General features: G+C 71.6%; 14 protein-coding genes. 4 read left to right on the top strand and 10 right to left on the bottom strand.

The genetic code is table 11. The annotated features are described in order from the left end of the window. Positions 1 to 49: 49 nt before the first annotated feature. Positions 50 to 1,090, bottom strand: a complete 1,041-nt coding sequence (locus tag AB0P07_RS30460) for a vWA domain-containing protein (RefSeq protein WP_365556224.1) — start codon at positions 1,088 to 1,090, stop codon at positions 50 to 52. 140 nt (positions 1,091 to 1,230) lie between these two features. Next, entirely contained in the window at positions 1,231 to 2,388 is a 1,158-nt protein-coding gene (locus tag AB0P07_RS30455) for an acyl-CoA dehydrogenase (RefSeq protein WP_365556222.1), read from the bottom strand. A 191-nt stretch (positions 2,389 to 2,579) separates the two neighbouring features. On the opposite strand from AB0P07_RS30455, the gene AB0P07_RS30450 reads away from it, so the two are divergent. Next, positions 2,580 to 3,923 (top strand): UDP-glucose/GDP-mannose dehydrogenase family protein, encoded by a 1,344-nt coding sequence (locus tag AB0P07_RS30450; protein ID WP_365556220.1) that lies wholly within the window; start codon positions 2,580 to 2,582, stop codon positions 3,921 to 3,923. Between the two features lie 115 nt (positions 3,924 to 4,038). Here AB0P07_RS30450 and AB0P07_RS30445 read toward each other — a convergent pair whose 3' ends face one another. Beyond that, positions 4,039 to 4,548, bottom strand: a complete 510-nt coding sequence (locus AB0P07_RS30445; protein ID WP_365556218.1) for a CGNR zinc finger domain-containing protein — start codon at positions 4,546 to 4,548, stop codon at positions 4,039 to 4,041. A 111-nt stretch (positions 4,549 to 4,659) separates the two neighbouring features. Here AB0P07_RS30445 and AB0P07_RS30440 point away from each other — a divergent pair, with 111 nt between their 5' ends. Beyond that, positions 4,660 to 5,019 carry a VOC family protein gene (locus AB0P07_RS30440; protein WP_365556216.1) on the top strand — a complete coding sequence of 120 codons (360 nt, stop codon included), beginning with the start codon at positions 4,660 to 4,662 and terminating at the stop codon, positions 5,017 to 5,019. A 28-nt stretch (positions 5,020 to 5,047) separates the two neighbouring features. Here AB0P07_RS30440 and AB0P07_RS30435 read toward each other — a convergent pair whose 3' ends face one another. Next, positions 5,048 to 6,178, bottom strand: a complete 1,131-nt coding sequence (locus AB0P07_RS30435) for a dipeptidase (protein WP_365556214.1) — start codon at positions 6,176 to 6,178, stop codon at positions 5,048 to 5,050. Positions 6,179 to 6,271: 93 nt separating this feature from the next. After that, positions 6,272 to 6,628, bottom strand: a complete 357-nt coding sequence (locus tag AB0P07_RS30430) for a MerR family transcriptional regulator (RefSeq protein WP_362289038.1) — start codon at positions 6,626 to 6,628, stop codon at positions 6,272 to 6,274. Positions 6,629 to 6,693: 65 nt separating this feature from the next. Between AB0P07_RS30430 and AB0P07_RS30425 the strand changes: the two genes are divergently transcribed. After that, entirely contained in the window at positions 6,694 to 7,785 is a 1,092-nt protein-coding gene (locus tag AB0P07_RS30425; RefSeq protein ID WP_365556212.1) for an alkene reductase, read from the top strand. Positions 7,786 to 7,789: 4 nt separating this feature from the next. Here the strand turns inward: AB0P07_RS30425 and AB0P07_RS30420 are convergent, their stop codons facing one another. Genes AB0P07_RS30420 through AB0P07_RS30410 form a run of 3 tightly spaced genes read right to left on the bottom strand, consistent with a single transcriptional unit; the run spans position 7,790 to position 10,675 of the window. Further along, a complete protein-coding gene (locus AB0P07_RS30420) occupies positions 7,790 to 8,968 on the bottom strand; it encodes a dipeptidase (RefSeq protein WP_365556210.1) in 1,179 nt (392 codons plus the stop codon). A 28-nt stretch (positions 8,969 to 8,996) separates the two neighbouring features. Next, positions 8,997 to 9,539: a 5-(carboxyamino)imidazole ribonucleotide mutase gene (gene purE / locus AB0P07_RS30415; protein WP_365556208.1), complete on the bottom strand. Its 543-nt coding sequence runs from the start codon at positions 9,537 to 9,539 to the stop codon at positions 8,997 to 8,999. Continuing rightward, positions 9,536 to 10,675 carry a 5-(carboxyamino)imidazole ribonucleotide synthase gene (locus AB0P07_RS30410; RefSeq protein WP_365556206.1) on the bottom strand — a complete coding sequence of 380 codons (1,140 nt, stop codon included), beginning with the start codon at positions 10,673 to 10,675 and terminating at the stop codon, positions 9,536 to 9,538. The genes purE and AB0P07_RS30410 overlap by 4 nt, the downstream gene beginning before the upstream one ends. Before the next feature lie 164 nt (positions 10,676 to 10,839). Here AB0P07_RS30410 and AB0P07_RS30405 point away from each other — a divergent pair, with 164 nt between their 5' ends. Then, positions 10,840 to 11,412: a GtrA family protein gene (locus AB0P07_RS30405; RefSeq protein ID WP_365556204.1), complete on the top strand. Its 573-nt coding sequence runs from the start codon at positions 10,840 to 10,842 to the stop codon at positions 11,410 to 11,412. Between the two features lie 23 nt (positions 11,413 to 11,435). Here the strand turns inward: AB0P07_RS30405 and draK are convergent, their stop codons facing one another. Then, positions 11,436 to 12,710 carry a two-component system sensor histidine kinase DraK gene (draK, locus tag AB0P07_RS30400; protein WP_365556202.1) on the bottom strand — a complete coding sequence of 425 codons (1,275 nt, stop codon included), beginning with the start codon at positions 12,708 to 12,710 and terminating at the stop codon, positions 11,436 to 11,438. A 73-nt stretch (positions 12,711 to 12,783) separates the two neighbouring features. Then, positions 12,784 to 13,461 (bottom strand): response regulator transcription factor, encoded by a 678-nt coding sequence (locus AB0P07_RS30395; protein ID WP_019329973.1) that lies wholly within the window; start codon positions 13,459 to 13,461, stop codon positions 12,784 to 12,786. Between the last annotated feature and the right edge of the window lie 78 nt (positions 13,462 to 13,539).

The raw sequence follows: 13,539 nt of genomic DNA, 5'->3' as shown, positions 1-13,539 counted from the left end.
GGAGCATCCCCCGCCCGGGACGTCGCGGCCCTCGCGGACGGCACGGGCGTCAGAGCATGAGCAGGAGCCGCGTGTTCGCGACCAGCTTCCGGTTCACGCTCGTGCTCTGCACGAAGATCGTGAAGTCGTCGTTGTGGTCCGGCTTGACGCGGACCTCCACGTCCGGCAGACCGAGCAGGGCGCGGGCCTCGGGTCCCGTGTAGATCTTGTCCGTCTTCTTCTCCAGCACCGATATCTGCTTCTTCGGCTGGACCTTCTCCGACTTGCTCAGCTGGTAGAACGCGCCGCCGGTGCGGTAGGTGTGCCCGCTCTCGACGACCCACTCCCGGACCGCGACGTCCCGGGTGACGTCGATGAGCTGGTACTTCGACGACTCCACCGGGGTGAGGCCGGCCGCCTTGATGGTGTCCTTGTTGACCGTGTCCGCGCCGGTGGAGAAGACGGCCCGCGAGCCCCGGATGCCCTTGGTGCGGCCCACCATGAACTTCTCGGTGGCCTCCTGGATGACCTGTCCGGCCTCCTCCAGGCCCTGGGTGCTGGTGGCGTCCCAGATGGCGATGTTGTCCTTCGGGAAGCCGTACTGCATGGCCTCGCGCCTGCCCATCTGGTCGGGCACGAGGACGGCCAGCGTCCAGTTGTCCTCCTGCGTCTCGATCATCGATGACACGGCCTGGACCAGGGCGCGCGGGTCCTTGGCGGGGGCGTCGGGGCAGCGGTGGCTCACGTTCTCCTGGCCGTCGGTGAGGACGAAGGTCAGGAAGCTGTGGTCCCCGTAGAGCTGGGCGGTCTGCGCCAGCTCGTGCTGCGACTTGAGCGTGGCGGCCAGCAGCGCCGTCATACCGCCGACCCGGTACATCTGCTTCAGGGACGGCATCCGCAGCACGTCCTTGTCGTAGATGACGCACTGCACCCGGTCGGCGAAGACGTACACCGTGACGCGGGTCTCCTGGTCCAGCTCCTGCGAGCGGCGGGCCAGGTAGGCGATCTGCTGGTCGGCGACCTCGACCACCTTGTGGCTCAGGCGGGACATGGACGAGCTGGCGTCCAGCACGAGAGCGACGTGGTTGATGTAGTTCTGGCTTCCGGACATGGCGGATCCCCCTCTTACCGACTGCCGCTCGGCGGCTTCCCGACTCGATGGATCCACCGTCTCACCCACCACTGACAACCCGTCACGACGAGCGAGGGGCGCCCGGCCGGCGGACGCCCCTCGCTGCACGGAAACCGCCGTTACGGCAGGTTGCGCGCCATGACGATCCGCTGGACCTGGTTGGTGCCCTCGTAGATCTGCGTGATCTTGGCGTCGCGCATCATGCGCTCCACCGGGTAGTCGCGGGTGTAGCCGTAGCCGCCGAGCAGCTGGACGGCGTCCGTGGTGACCTCCATGGCCACGTCGGAGGCGAAGCACTTGGCGGCGGCGCCCTGGAAGGTGAGGTCGCCGTCACCGCGCTCGGACTTGGCGGCGGCCGCGTAGGTGAGCTGGCGGGCCGCCTCGATCTTCATGGCCATGTCGGCGAGCATGAACTGGACGCCCTGGAAGTCGGCGATCGGCTTGCCGAACTGCTTGCGCTCCTGGACGTACCCCTTGGCGTAGTCGAGGGCTCCCTGGGCGATGCCGAGGGCCTGGGCGGCGATGGTGATGCGGGTGTGGTCCAGCGTCTTCATCGCGGTGGCGAAGCCGGTGCCCTCCGCGCCGATCATGCGGTCGGCGGGGATGCGGACGTTGTCGAGGTAGACCTCGCGGGTCGGGGAGCCCTTGATGCCGAGCTTCTTCTCCGGAGCGCCGAAGGAGACGCCCTCGTCGGACTTCTCCACGACGAAGGCGGAGATGCCCTTCGAGCGCTTGGCCGGGTCCGTCACGGCCATGACCGTGTAGAACTCGGACTCGCCCGCGTTGGTGATCCAGCGCTTGACGCCGTTGAGCACCCAGAAGTCGCCGTCGCGGACGGCCTTGGTCTTCATGCCGGCCGCGTCCGAGCCCGCGTCCGGCTCGGAGAGGCAGTACGAGAACATGCCCTCGCCCTTGGCGAGCGGGCCCATGTACTTCTTCTTCAGCTCCTCGGAGCCGGAGAGGATGACGGGGAGCGAGCCCAGCTTGTTCACCGCGGGGATCAGGGAGGAGGAGGCGCAGACACGGGCGACCTCCTCGATGACGACGACGGTGGCGAGCGCGTCGGCACCGGCGCCGCCGTACTCCTCGGGCACGTGCACGGCGTGCAGGTCGTTGGCGACCAGCGCGTCCAGCGCCTCCCGCGGGAAGCGGGCCTCCTCGTCGACCGCGGCGGCGTACGGCGCGATCTTCGCCTCGGCCAGCGAGCGGACGGCGTCGCGGAGCATGTCGTGCTCCTCCGACGGGCGGTACAGGTCGAAGTCAGCCGATCCGGCCAAGGTGTCTCACGCTCCAAAACGCTGTGATGCTGGGCACGCTAACTACCGTTAAGTAACCCAAATTTTAGGGCCCGCCCGCGTTCGTGGATAGGTGAGCTTGACGACAGCCGGACCGAAGGCCTCGAAAGGCTCTTCCCGCGTCCCCCGATATGCTCGGGCGCGCACCCATGCCGTACACCTCTGGAGCACCCATGGCCCTGAAGATCACCGTGATCGGTACCGGTTATCTCGGCGCGACGCACGCGGCGGCCATGGCCGAACTCGGTTTCGAGGTGCTGGGTCTGGACGTGGTGCCCGAGAAGATCGAGATGCTCCAGCGGGGCGAGGTCCCGATGTACGAGCCGGGCTTGGAGGAGCTGCTCGGCCAGCACGTCGCCGGGATCGAGGGGTCCAGCGGGCGGCTGCGTTTCACCACCGACTTCGCCGAGGTCGCGGCCTTCGGCGACGTGCACTTCCTGTGCGTGAACACCCCGCAGAAGCACGGCGAGTACGCCTGCGACATGTCGTACGTCGACGCCGCGCTGGCCTCGCTGGCACCGCACCTGACCGGCCCCGCGCTGGTCGTCGGCAAGTCGACGGTGCCGGTGGGCTCCGCCGACCGGCTGGCCGCCTACCTGGCCGAGCACGCGCCGGCCGGCCACGAGGCCGAGCTGGCCTGGAACCCGGAATTCCTGCGCGAGGGCTTCGCCGTCGAGGACACGCTGCACCCGGACCGGATCGTGGTCGGCGTGCGCAGCGAGCGGGCGGAGAAGCTGCTGCGCGAGGTCTACGCGACGCCCGTCGCGGAGGGCTCGCCCTTCGTCGTCACCGACTTCCCGACCGCCGAGCTGGTGAAGACCTCGGCGAACTCCTTCCTCGCCACCAAGATCTCGTTCATCAACGCGATGGCGGAGGTGTGCGAGGCCGCCGACGGCGACGTGGCCAAGCTGGCGGAGGCCATCGGCTACGACGACCGGATCGGGAAGAAGTTCCTGCGGGCCGGGATCGGCTTCGGCGGCGGCTGTCTGCCGAAGGACATCCGCGCGTTCATGGCGCGCGCCGGTGAGCTGGGCGCCGACCAGGCGCTGACCTTCCTGCGCGAGATCGACTCGATCAACATGCGCCAGCGCGGCCAGATGGTGGAGCTGACCCGGCAGGCGCTGGGCGGCGGCCCGTTCCTGGGCAAGCGGATCGCGGTGCTCGGCGCCTCCTTCAAGCCCGACTCGGACGACGTACGCGACTCCCCCGCGCTGAACGTCGCCGGGCAGGTCCACCTCCAGGGCGCCCAGGTGACCGTGTACGACCCCAAGGGCATGGAGAACGCCCGGCGGCTCTTCCCGACCCTCGGCTACGCCGACTCGGCGCTGGAGGCGGTGCGGGGCGCGGACGTCGTGCTGCACCTCACCGAGTGGCGGGAGTTCCGCGAGCTGGACCCGCAGGTGCTGGGCGAGGCGGCGGCGGCCCGGGTGATCCTGGACGGGCGCAACGCGCTGGACCCGACACTGTGGCGCAAGGCCGGCTGGACGTACCGGGCGATGGGCCGTCCGACGGCCTAGTCCGTCGGGACGGGTACGGGCGACGCCGGTTCGGCCGAGGCTCAGTCGGCCGAACCGGCATCCGTCCGTATTGTGCCGCAGGACGCGGCCGGGCGGCCGGTGAAGCGGGCGGTGTTTACGACTCCTTGGCCCGGTAGCGGCGCATCTTGGCGCGGGCCCCGCACACCTGCATGGAGCACCAGCGGCCGCGTCCGGCCGGGCTGCGGTCGTAGTACGCCCAGTGGCAGTCGGGCGCCTCGCACGCCTTGAACCGGCTCCAGGTGCCGGCCACCAGCGCCTCGGCGACGGCGGCGGCGACGCGTGCCGTCAGCGAGCCCTTTCGGACCGGGGCGAGAGCGGCGGAGCCGTCGGCCGTCTCGACGGTGACGACCAGCGGGGCGGCGGCCAGCAGCTCGCCCAGCGGGGTCACCGTGCGGTGCGGCGGATGGCCGGCGTGGGCGAGCAGAGTGGCGCGCAGGGACTCGCGCAGCTCACGGGCGTCGGGCAGGTCGTCCTCCGTCAGGCCGAACCGCTCCCGGACCTCCGGCGTGTCCAGCGAGTCGGCGCCCGTCTCGACGTTCAGCAGCGTGTTCACCAGGGCCTCGACCAGTTCCAGGCCGCCCGGCGCGGGCGATCGCTCACTCATGCTTGCGACGTTACCCCCAATGGGGCAACATGCAGTAACCGTTACCGGTTAACCGACTCTACGGGTAACAGAGAACAGTGATCCCCGACCGGACGCTTCAAGGAGGAAGTCATGGCTGTCGCCGAACTGGGCCCCGTGGTCCTGGACTGTCCCGAGCCCCGCGCACTGGCCCGCTTCTACGCCGACGTGCTCGGCGGCACCGTCGAGGGCGACGACGACTGGGTCGACCTGAAGCTGCCGGACGGACGGGCGCTGGCGTTCCAGGCCGCCCCCGGCTTCGTACCGCCGAAGTGGCCCGCGCCCGACGACTCGCAGCAGTTCCACCTCGACCTCACCGTCAGGGACCTGGACGCGGCCGAGAAGGCGGTCCTGGAACTGGGTGCCCGTCCGCTGGACGCGGAGGACCGCACCCGCACCTTCCGGGTCTACGCCGACCCGGCCGGACACCCGTTCTGCCTCTGCGCCTGCTGAGCCGCCACGCCCGGTGAGCGCCGCCCGCTCAGCCGTCCAGGTCGGCGATGACCGCCGTGGACGGCTCGCGGCGCAGCTGGGCGGCCTTCGCGGTGAAGGCCGCAGCACGCAGGACGCGCTGGACGTTGCCCCAGGTCAGCAGGGCCACGTCCGCCTCGTCCCAGCCGCGGCGGAGCAGTTCGGCGATGAGCCGGGGATAGCAGGAGGGGTCGCCCAGCTCCAGCGGGTGGGCGGTGCCGGTGTCGTAGGTGCCGGACAGGCCGACGCTCTGCGGGCCGGCGACCGTGCGGACGTGGTCGAGGTGGTCGGCGACGTCGCGCACGGTCGGGCCGGTCTGCTCGGCGGTCAGCGGCACCATGCACAGGCCGCCGGCCGCGCCCAGCTCCACCAGCAGGTCGTCGGGGAGGTTGGCGGGGTGCGGGCGCAGGGCGCGGGCGGCGGAGCGGGTGCACAGCGCCGGCGCCTTGGACACCGCGAAGACGCGGCGCACGGTCTCGGCACCGGCGCCGGAGAGGTCGGCGACGACACCGAGGCGGTTCATCTCGCGGACGACCTCCTCGCCGAACCGGGTCAGTCCCGCCTCGCCGGCCCAGCTCACCCCGGACAGCGTCAGCGCGCGCAGGCCGAGGGCGTGCAGGGAGCGCAGGATGCCGAGGCGATCGCCGATCGCGGCGGCGCCCGCGGGACCGGGGACCACGGCGACCCGGCCGCAGTTGCGGGCGTCGATCGCCTGCCCCGCGTCGTACGCCAGGCGCAGCCCCTCGGGGTGGGCCCGCACGACCGTCTTGACCAGGTCGAGCTGTTCCAGCGTGGCCCCCACCGCCCGGTCGCCGTCGATGGACTCGGGCAGGTGCAGCGACCACAGCAGCGCGCCCACGTGCCCCTCACGCAGCCGCGGCACGTCGGTGTCGACGGCGCTCTCGCCCAGCTCCAGGTCGTACCAGGGCAGGTGCCTGAGCGCCCAGGGCAGCCCGCTGCAGCCGTCGGCGACGGGATGGGCGGCCAGCACGGCGAGCGCCCGGGTCAGCGGCTCGTCGTCGGGGTCGGACACGGGCGCGTAGGGCTCCGGCGGAAAGGCCTCCGCGGCGAGCGGCACGGGCAGGTCGTCGAGCCCACCGGCCTCGGTACCGGTGTGCAGGTCGTCCTGGAGATCTGCCATGGCGGTGCTCCGTACGGTCGTCGTGCGATACGGCCACCGTCGCACGGAGCGGTAAGGGCTTCCTGGTGGGTGGGGCGTTCGGGGGTACGCCGCTCAGCCCCCGGCGGCGTCGATCACCTCGTCGAGGGTGTCCCGGGAACGGAGCAGGTCGGTGATCGTCCGGTCGATGCGGGCACGTTCGGCGGTGAGGTCGGCGAGCAGCTTCGGCGTCGCCACGGCCGAGGGGCCGCCGTCGCCGTCGCGCATGCACGGCAGCAACTGCGCGATCTTGCTGCTGCACAGCCCGGCCGCGTACAGCTCCTGGATGCGGATGACCCGGTCGACGGCCGCCTCCGCGTACTCGCGGTGGCCGCCGGGCGTGCGCTCGGCCGCGAGCAGCCCCTGCTTCTCGTAGTAGCGCAGCGAGCGCTCGCTGACGCCCGTGCGCCGGGCCAGTTCGCCGATCCGCATCCGCCGTGCCTCCCGGTCAGTCCGCCCTTGATTCTGACATCAGTGTCAAGTTTTAACGTACGGGCATGTCGAACACAACAGAGCTCTTCGCGCCCGCCCCGCTCGGTCCTCTCACCCTGCCCAACCGCCTGGTGATGGCCCCGCTGACACGCAACCGTGCCGAGGCCGACGGCACCCCGACCCGGCTCATGGCCGCGTACTACGCCCAACGCGCCTCCGCCGGACTGGTCATCGCCGAGGCCGCGACGCCGAACGCGGTCGGGCAGACGTACCCGAACATCACCGCCGTGCACAGCGCCCGGCACGTGGCGGGCTGGCGGCGGGTCACCGGCGCCGTGCGGGAGGCCGGCGGGCGGATGTTCCTCCAGCTCCAGCACGGCGGCCGGGTCGGGCATCCGGCGACGAGCGGGCTGACGCCCGTCGCGCCCTCACCCGTGCCGCTGCCCGAGACGATCTTCACGCCCGACGGGCACCGGCCGGCCGTCGTCCCCCGGCAGATGACCACCGAGGACATCCGGACCACCGTCGCCGACTTCGCGCGGGCCGCCCGCAACGCCCTCGACGCCGGGTTCGAAGGTGTGGAGGTGCACTCCGCCAACGGGCACCTGCTGCACCAGTTCCTGTCCGCCAACACCAACCTGCGCACCGACGGCTACGGCGGCTCCGTCGCCGCGCGCGTCCGGTTCACCACCGAGGTGGTGGAGGCGGTGGCCGCCGAGATCGGCGCCGAACGGGTGGGGTTGCGGGTCTCCCCCGGCAACACCGTCAACGGCATCGCCGAGGGCGAGACCGAGGAGCTTTACCCGGCGCTCGCCGAGCGGCTCAGCGGGCTCGGGCCGGCGTATCTGCACCTGGTGTACGCCGACCCGGACGCCCCGGTGTTCGGGAAGCTGCGCGCGGGGTGGCCGGGCGTGCTGATCGGCAACCCGGTGCTGGGCGACGAACTCACCACGGACGCCGTGCGCCGCGCCTCCGAGCGGCTGCTGGCCGCGGGCGCCGACCTGATCGCCCTGGGCCGGCCCTTCCTCGCCAACCCCGACCTGGTGGAGCGGCTGCGGCTGGGCGCCCCGCTGAACCCGGCGCGGGACCGGTACTTCATGTACGTGGGCGGGGCGACCGGTTACACCGACTACCCCGCCCTCGCGTCACAGACGTGACGGCTCAGCCGTCCAGCTGCTCGATGGTGGCGTTGGACGGTCCCCGCGTCGCCCGGAGCCCCCGGGCCACGTCCTCTGCGGTGTCCAGGACGCGGACCGCGTTCTTCCAGGTGAGCTTGGCCAGGTCGGCCTGGGACCAGCCGCGGTCGAGGAGTTCGGCGATCAGGTTCGGGTAGCCGGCGACGTCGTCGAGGCCGTCCGGGGTGAAGGGCGTGCCGTCGTAGTCGCCGCCGATGCCGAGGTGGTCGACTCCGGCGACCTCGCGCATGTGGTCGAGGTGGTCGGCGACCGTGGAGACGGTGGCCACGGGGCGCGGGACGCGCTCCTCGAAGGCGGCGTGCACCTTCATCGCCTCCGGGCTGGAGTCGAGGTGGTGGTAGCCGTGCTCGCGCATGTTCTCGTCGGCCTCGGCCGTCCAGTCCACGGCGGCCTGGAGCACGAACTTCGGCACGAACGTCACCATCGCCATGCCGCCGTTGGCGGGCAGCCGCTCCAGCACGTCGTCCGGGATGTTGCGCGGGTGGTCGCACACCGCGCGGGCGGACGAGTGGGAGAAGATCACCGGCGCGGTGGAGGTGTCCAGCGCGTCGCGCATCGTCGTCGCCGCGACGTGCGAGAGGTCGACCAGCATGCCCTCGCGGTTCATCTCCCGCACGACCTCGCGGCCGAAGGCCGACAGGCCGCCGACGCCGGGCTCGTCGGTCGCCGAGTCCGCCCAGGCGACGTTGTCGTTGTGGGTGAGCGTCATGTAGCGCACGCCGAGCGCGTACAGGGCGCGCAGCGTGGCCAGCGAGTTGTCGATGGAGTGGCCGCCCTCGGCGCCCATCAGGGAGGCGATCCGGCCCTCGGCGCGGGCCGCCTCCATGTCGGCGGCGGTCAGCGCGGCGCGCAGCTCGCCGGGGTGGCGCGCGATGAGCTGCCGTACGCAGTCGATCTGCTCCAGCGTCGCCGTCACCGCGCCGGGAAGGTCGGAGCGCACGTACACCGACCAGTACTGGGCGCCGACGCCGCCGGCCCGCAGCCGGGCCAGGTCGGTGTGGAGGGACGCGGACTGGTCTGCGGCGATGTCCCGGGCGTCGAGGTCGTAGCGGACCTGTTCGCGCAGCGCCCAGGGCAGGTCGTTGTGCCCGTCGACGACGGGGAACTCGCGCAGCAGCTCCCGGGCGCGGTCCAGCGATGTCATCCGCATACCTTCCGTCACTGTGTGTCGGTCACTTTCCGAAGCCGAAGCCGGCCGTCGAGCCCGCGACCTTGTTGCGCAGTCGCTTGCCCTTCTCGGTGGCCTGGTCTTTGAGGTCCTGCTGGAACTCGCGCATCCGGCCGAGCAGCTCCTCGTCGTGGGCGGCGAGGATGCGGGCGGCCAGCAGCCCGGCGTTGCGGGCGCCGCCGACGGAGACCGTGGCGACGGGGACGCCGGCCGGCATCTGCACGATGGACAGGAGGCTGTCCATGCCGTCCAGGTACTTCAGCGGCACCGGGACGCCGATGACCGGCAGCGGTGTGACCGAGGCGAGCATGCCGGGCAGGTGGGCGGCGCCCCCGGCCCCGGCGACGATCGCCTTGAGGCCGCGCCCCGCGGCCTGCTCGCCGTACGCGATCATCTCGTGCGCCATGCGGTGCGCGGAGACGACGTCCACCTCGTAGGGGATCTCGAACTCGTCGAGTGCCTTGGCGGCGGCCTCCATGACGGGCCAGTCGGAGTCCGACCCCATGACGATGCCTACGACCGGGCTCGCCGGGCTGGCCTGGCTCATTCGGTGATCGTCCCTCTCAGGTAGCCGGCAGCGTGACGGGCGCGCTCCAGCACGTCGTCCAGGTCGTCGCCGTAGGTGTTGACGTGGCCCACCTTGCGGCCGGGCTTCACGTCCTTGCCGTACATGTGGATCTTGAGCTGCGGGTCGCGGGCCATGCAGTGCAGGTACGCCGAGTACATGTCCGGGTAGTCGCCGCCCAGGACGTTGACCATGACCGTCCACTCGGCGCGCGGGCGCGGGTCGCCGAGCGGGAGGTCGAGGACCGCGCGGACGTGGTTGGCGAACTGCGAGGTGATCGCGCCGTCCATCGTCCAGTGGCCGGAGTTGTGCGGGCGCATCGCCAGCTCGTTGACGAGGACGCGGCCGTCACGGGTCTGGAACAGCTCGACGGCCAGGTGGCCGACGACGTCCAGCTCCTTGGCGATGCCGAGCGCCATCTCCTCGGCACGCAGGGCCAGCTCCTCGTCGAGGCCGGGCGCCGGGGCGATCACCGTGTCGCAGACGCCGTTGACCTGGCGGGACTCGACGACGGGGTAGGCCACCGCCTGGCCGTGCGGGGAGCGGACCACGTTGGCGGCCAGCTCGCGGACGAAGTCGACCTTCTCCTCCGCCAGCACGGGCACGCCCGCGCGGAAGGGCTCGGCGGCCTCTTCCACGGAGTCCACGACCCACACGCCCTTGCCGTCGTACCCGCCGCGGACCGTCTTGAGGACGACGGGGAAACCCTCGCCCTCGTCCGCGAAGGCGGCCACGTCGGCCGGATCGCTCACGATGCGGTGCCGCGGGCAGGGCACGCCGATCGCGTCGAGCTTCGCGCGCATCACGCCCTTGTCCTGGGCGTGCACGAGCGCCTCGGGGCCGGGGCGCACGGGGATGCCGTCCACCTCCAGGGCCTTGAGGTGCTCGGTCGGCACGTGCTCGTGATCGAAGGTGATCACGTCACAGCCGCGCGCGAACTCGCGCAGCGTGTCCAGATCGCGATAGTCGCCGACGACGACTTCGTTCACGACCTGCGCCGCGGAGTCCTGGGGAGTGTCACTGAGAAGCTTGAACCTGATGCCGAGCGGGATGCCCGCCTCGTGTGTCATACGAGCGAGCTGGCCACCGCCGACCATGCCGACTACGGGGAACGTCACGCCCCTAGCGTATCGGGCGCGCGGAGCCCACCTGTTTACCGGCCGTTTCCCGCCGCTCTCCGCGCCCGTTCCGGCCCCGTGCGTCCGTCCGCAGGAAGATCGCGCGTCCGGGTGGTTAGCATGAACGGATTGACGCCAACCGATGGACGGGGGCCTGCACGACCATGGGACATGGTTCCTCGGGTGCTCAGACGGCTCCCGCCACGCCCCGGGCACCCCGTGAGGGAGTGCGGGGCCGGATCGACCGGCTCGTGCGCGAGGTCGTGAAGTTCGGTGCCGTGGGCGGCGCGGGGGTGCTGGTCAACCTCCTCGTCTTCAACTTCGTGCGGCACACGACCGACCTCCAGGTCGTGCGGGCCAGCATCATCGCCACGATCGTCGCGATCGCCTTCAACTACGTGGGCTTCCGCTACTTCGCCTACCGCGACCGCGACAAGAGCGGCCGGACCCGCGAGATGTCGCTGTTCCTGCTGTTCAGCGCGGTCGGGCTGATCATCGAGAACGGCGTGCTCTACACGGCGACGTACGGCTTCGGCTGGGACAGCCCGCTGCAGAGCAACATCTTCAAGTTCCTCGGCATCGGGATCGGCACGCTGTTCCGCTTCTGGTCGTACCGCAGCTGGGTCTTCCGCGCGCTGCCCGCCCGTGAGCCGGTGACGCGGGCCGAGACCTTCCTTGAGCACGAGCACCCGACCGCGCTCCCCCGGGCCGACGGCGCTCCCGCCGGCCGCCGCTGACCGGCGCACCGTCCCCGGCGCGCTCAGCGCACCGTCTGGTCGCCGTCCCCCGGGGTCTTCTTCGACGGCGGCGTACGGGACAGGAACAGTCCGAAGACCGGCGGACGCCCCTGGAGCAGCTCCAGGCGTCCGCCGTCCGCCTCGGCCAGATCGCGGGCGACGGCGAGGCCGATGCCCGTGGAGTTGCGTCCGCTGATCGCCCGTTCGAAGATCCGCGCCCCCAGGTCGGCCGGGACGCCGGGCCCCTCGTCGGTGACCTCGACCACGGCCTGGTTGCCGGTCACCCGGGTCCGCAGGGCGACGGTGCCGCCGCCGTGCATCAGGGAGTTCTCGATCAGCGCGGCCAGCACCTGCGCCACGGCGCCCGGGGTGCCCACGGCCGTCAGATGACGCTTGCCGGAGCTGACGATGGCCCGCCCCTCGCCGCGGTAGGCGGGGCGCCACTCGGCGATCTGCTGCTGGATGACGTCGTCCAGCTCGAAGGTGACGGCGGAGCCGCTGCGCGGGTCGCGGGAGTTGGTCAGCAGCCGGTCGACGACGTCCGTCAGCCGCTCCACCTGCGACAGCGCGATCGTCGCCTCCTCCTTCACCGTCTCCGGCTCGTCGGTGAGGGTGATCTCCTCCAGCCGCATCGACAGCGCGGTCAGCGGCGTACGGAGCTGGTGGGAGGCGTCGGCGGCCAGGCGGCGCTCGGCGGTGAGCATCCGGGCGATGCGCTCGGCGGAGGAGTCCAGGACGTCGGCGACGCGGTCCAGCTCGGGGACGCCGTACCGCTTGTGCCGGGGGCGCGGGTCGCCGGAACCGAGGCGTTCGGCGGTCTCGGCGAGGTCGGTGAGCGGGGAGGCGAGGCGGTTGGCCTGCCGGATCGCCAGCAGTACGGCGGCGACCACCGCGAGCAGCGCCACCAGGCCGATGATCAGCAGGGTCCGCCCGACCTCGCGGGTCACCGAGGACCTGGGCTCCTCGACGAGGACGGTCTCGCCCTCCTCGCCGGTGGCCCTGCCCCGGAGGACGTCGCCGGACGGTTTGTCGCCGACCTCGACGACCTGCTCGCCGGGGATGCGGATCAGGGCGTACCGGGCGTCGCTGATCTGCTCCCGCAGGAACTGCTCGTCGACGGAGCCGGTGCCGATGAGTCGGCTGTCCACGATGCTGGCCAGCCGGACCGCCTCCAGGTCGACCCTCTCCTGTGCGGTGCTGCTGATCGTGCGGGTCTCGACGATGACGAGGGAGACGCCGAAGACGGCGATCACGACGAGCACCACGGCGAGCGTGGACTGGATCAGTCGACGGCGCATGTCCTCTTACCCGGGTCGCCCGGGCGGGCCCTCGCGGGCTCGCTCGGTTCTCCTCGACTCAGTTCTTCTCGAGTCAGTTCTTCTCGAAACGGAAGCCCACGCCGCGCACGGTGGCGATGTAGCGGGGGTTGGCCGCGTCGTCGCCGAGCTTCTTGCGCAGCCAGGAGATGTGCATGTCGAGGGTCTTGGTCGACGACCACCAGGTGGTGTCCCAGACCTCGCGCATCAGCTGGTCGCGGGTGACGACCCGGCCGGCGTCGCGCACCAGGACCCGCAGCAGGTCGAACTCCTTCGCGGTGAGCTGCAGCTCCTCCTCGCCCATCCAGGCCCGGTGCGACTCGACGTCGATGCGCACACCGTGGGTGGCGGGCGGCTGCGGGGGCTCCACGGCGCCGCGCCGCAGCAGGGCCCGGACCCGGGCGAGCAGTTCGGCGAGGCGGAAGGGCTTGGTGACGTAGTCGTCGGCGCCCGCGTCCAGGCCGACGACGGTGTCCACCTCGTCGGCGCGCGCGGTCAGGATCAGGATCGGCACGGCGTGGCCCTCGGACCGCAGCCGGCGGGCGACCTCGAGACCGTCCATGTCCGGCAGGCCGAGGTCCAGCACGACCAGGTCGATGCCGCCCTGCAGCCCCGCGTCGAGTGCGGTGGGTCCGTCCTCACGCACCTCGACCTCGTACCCTTCCCTGCGCAGTGCGCGGGCCAGCGGCTCCGAGATGGACGCGTCGTCCTCGGCGAGCAGTACACGGGTCATGAGCTGATGGTAGACCGCTCGGAGCAACGCCCGGGGCAAGATCGCCCCGAGGGACTCCCGCCCGCGGACCGCCTGCGA

The organism is Streptomyces sp. NPDC085944, from assembly GCF_040686295.1.
Classification (GTDB): Bacteria; Actinomycetota; Actinomycetes; order Streptomycetales; family Streptomycetaceae; genus Streptomyces; species Streptomyces salinarius.
Note: the sequence above shows the minus strand (reverse complement) of the source record. Positions and strands in the feature narration are given on the sequence as shown.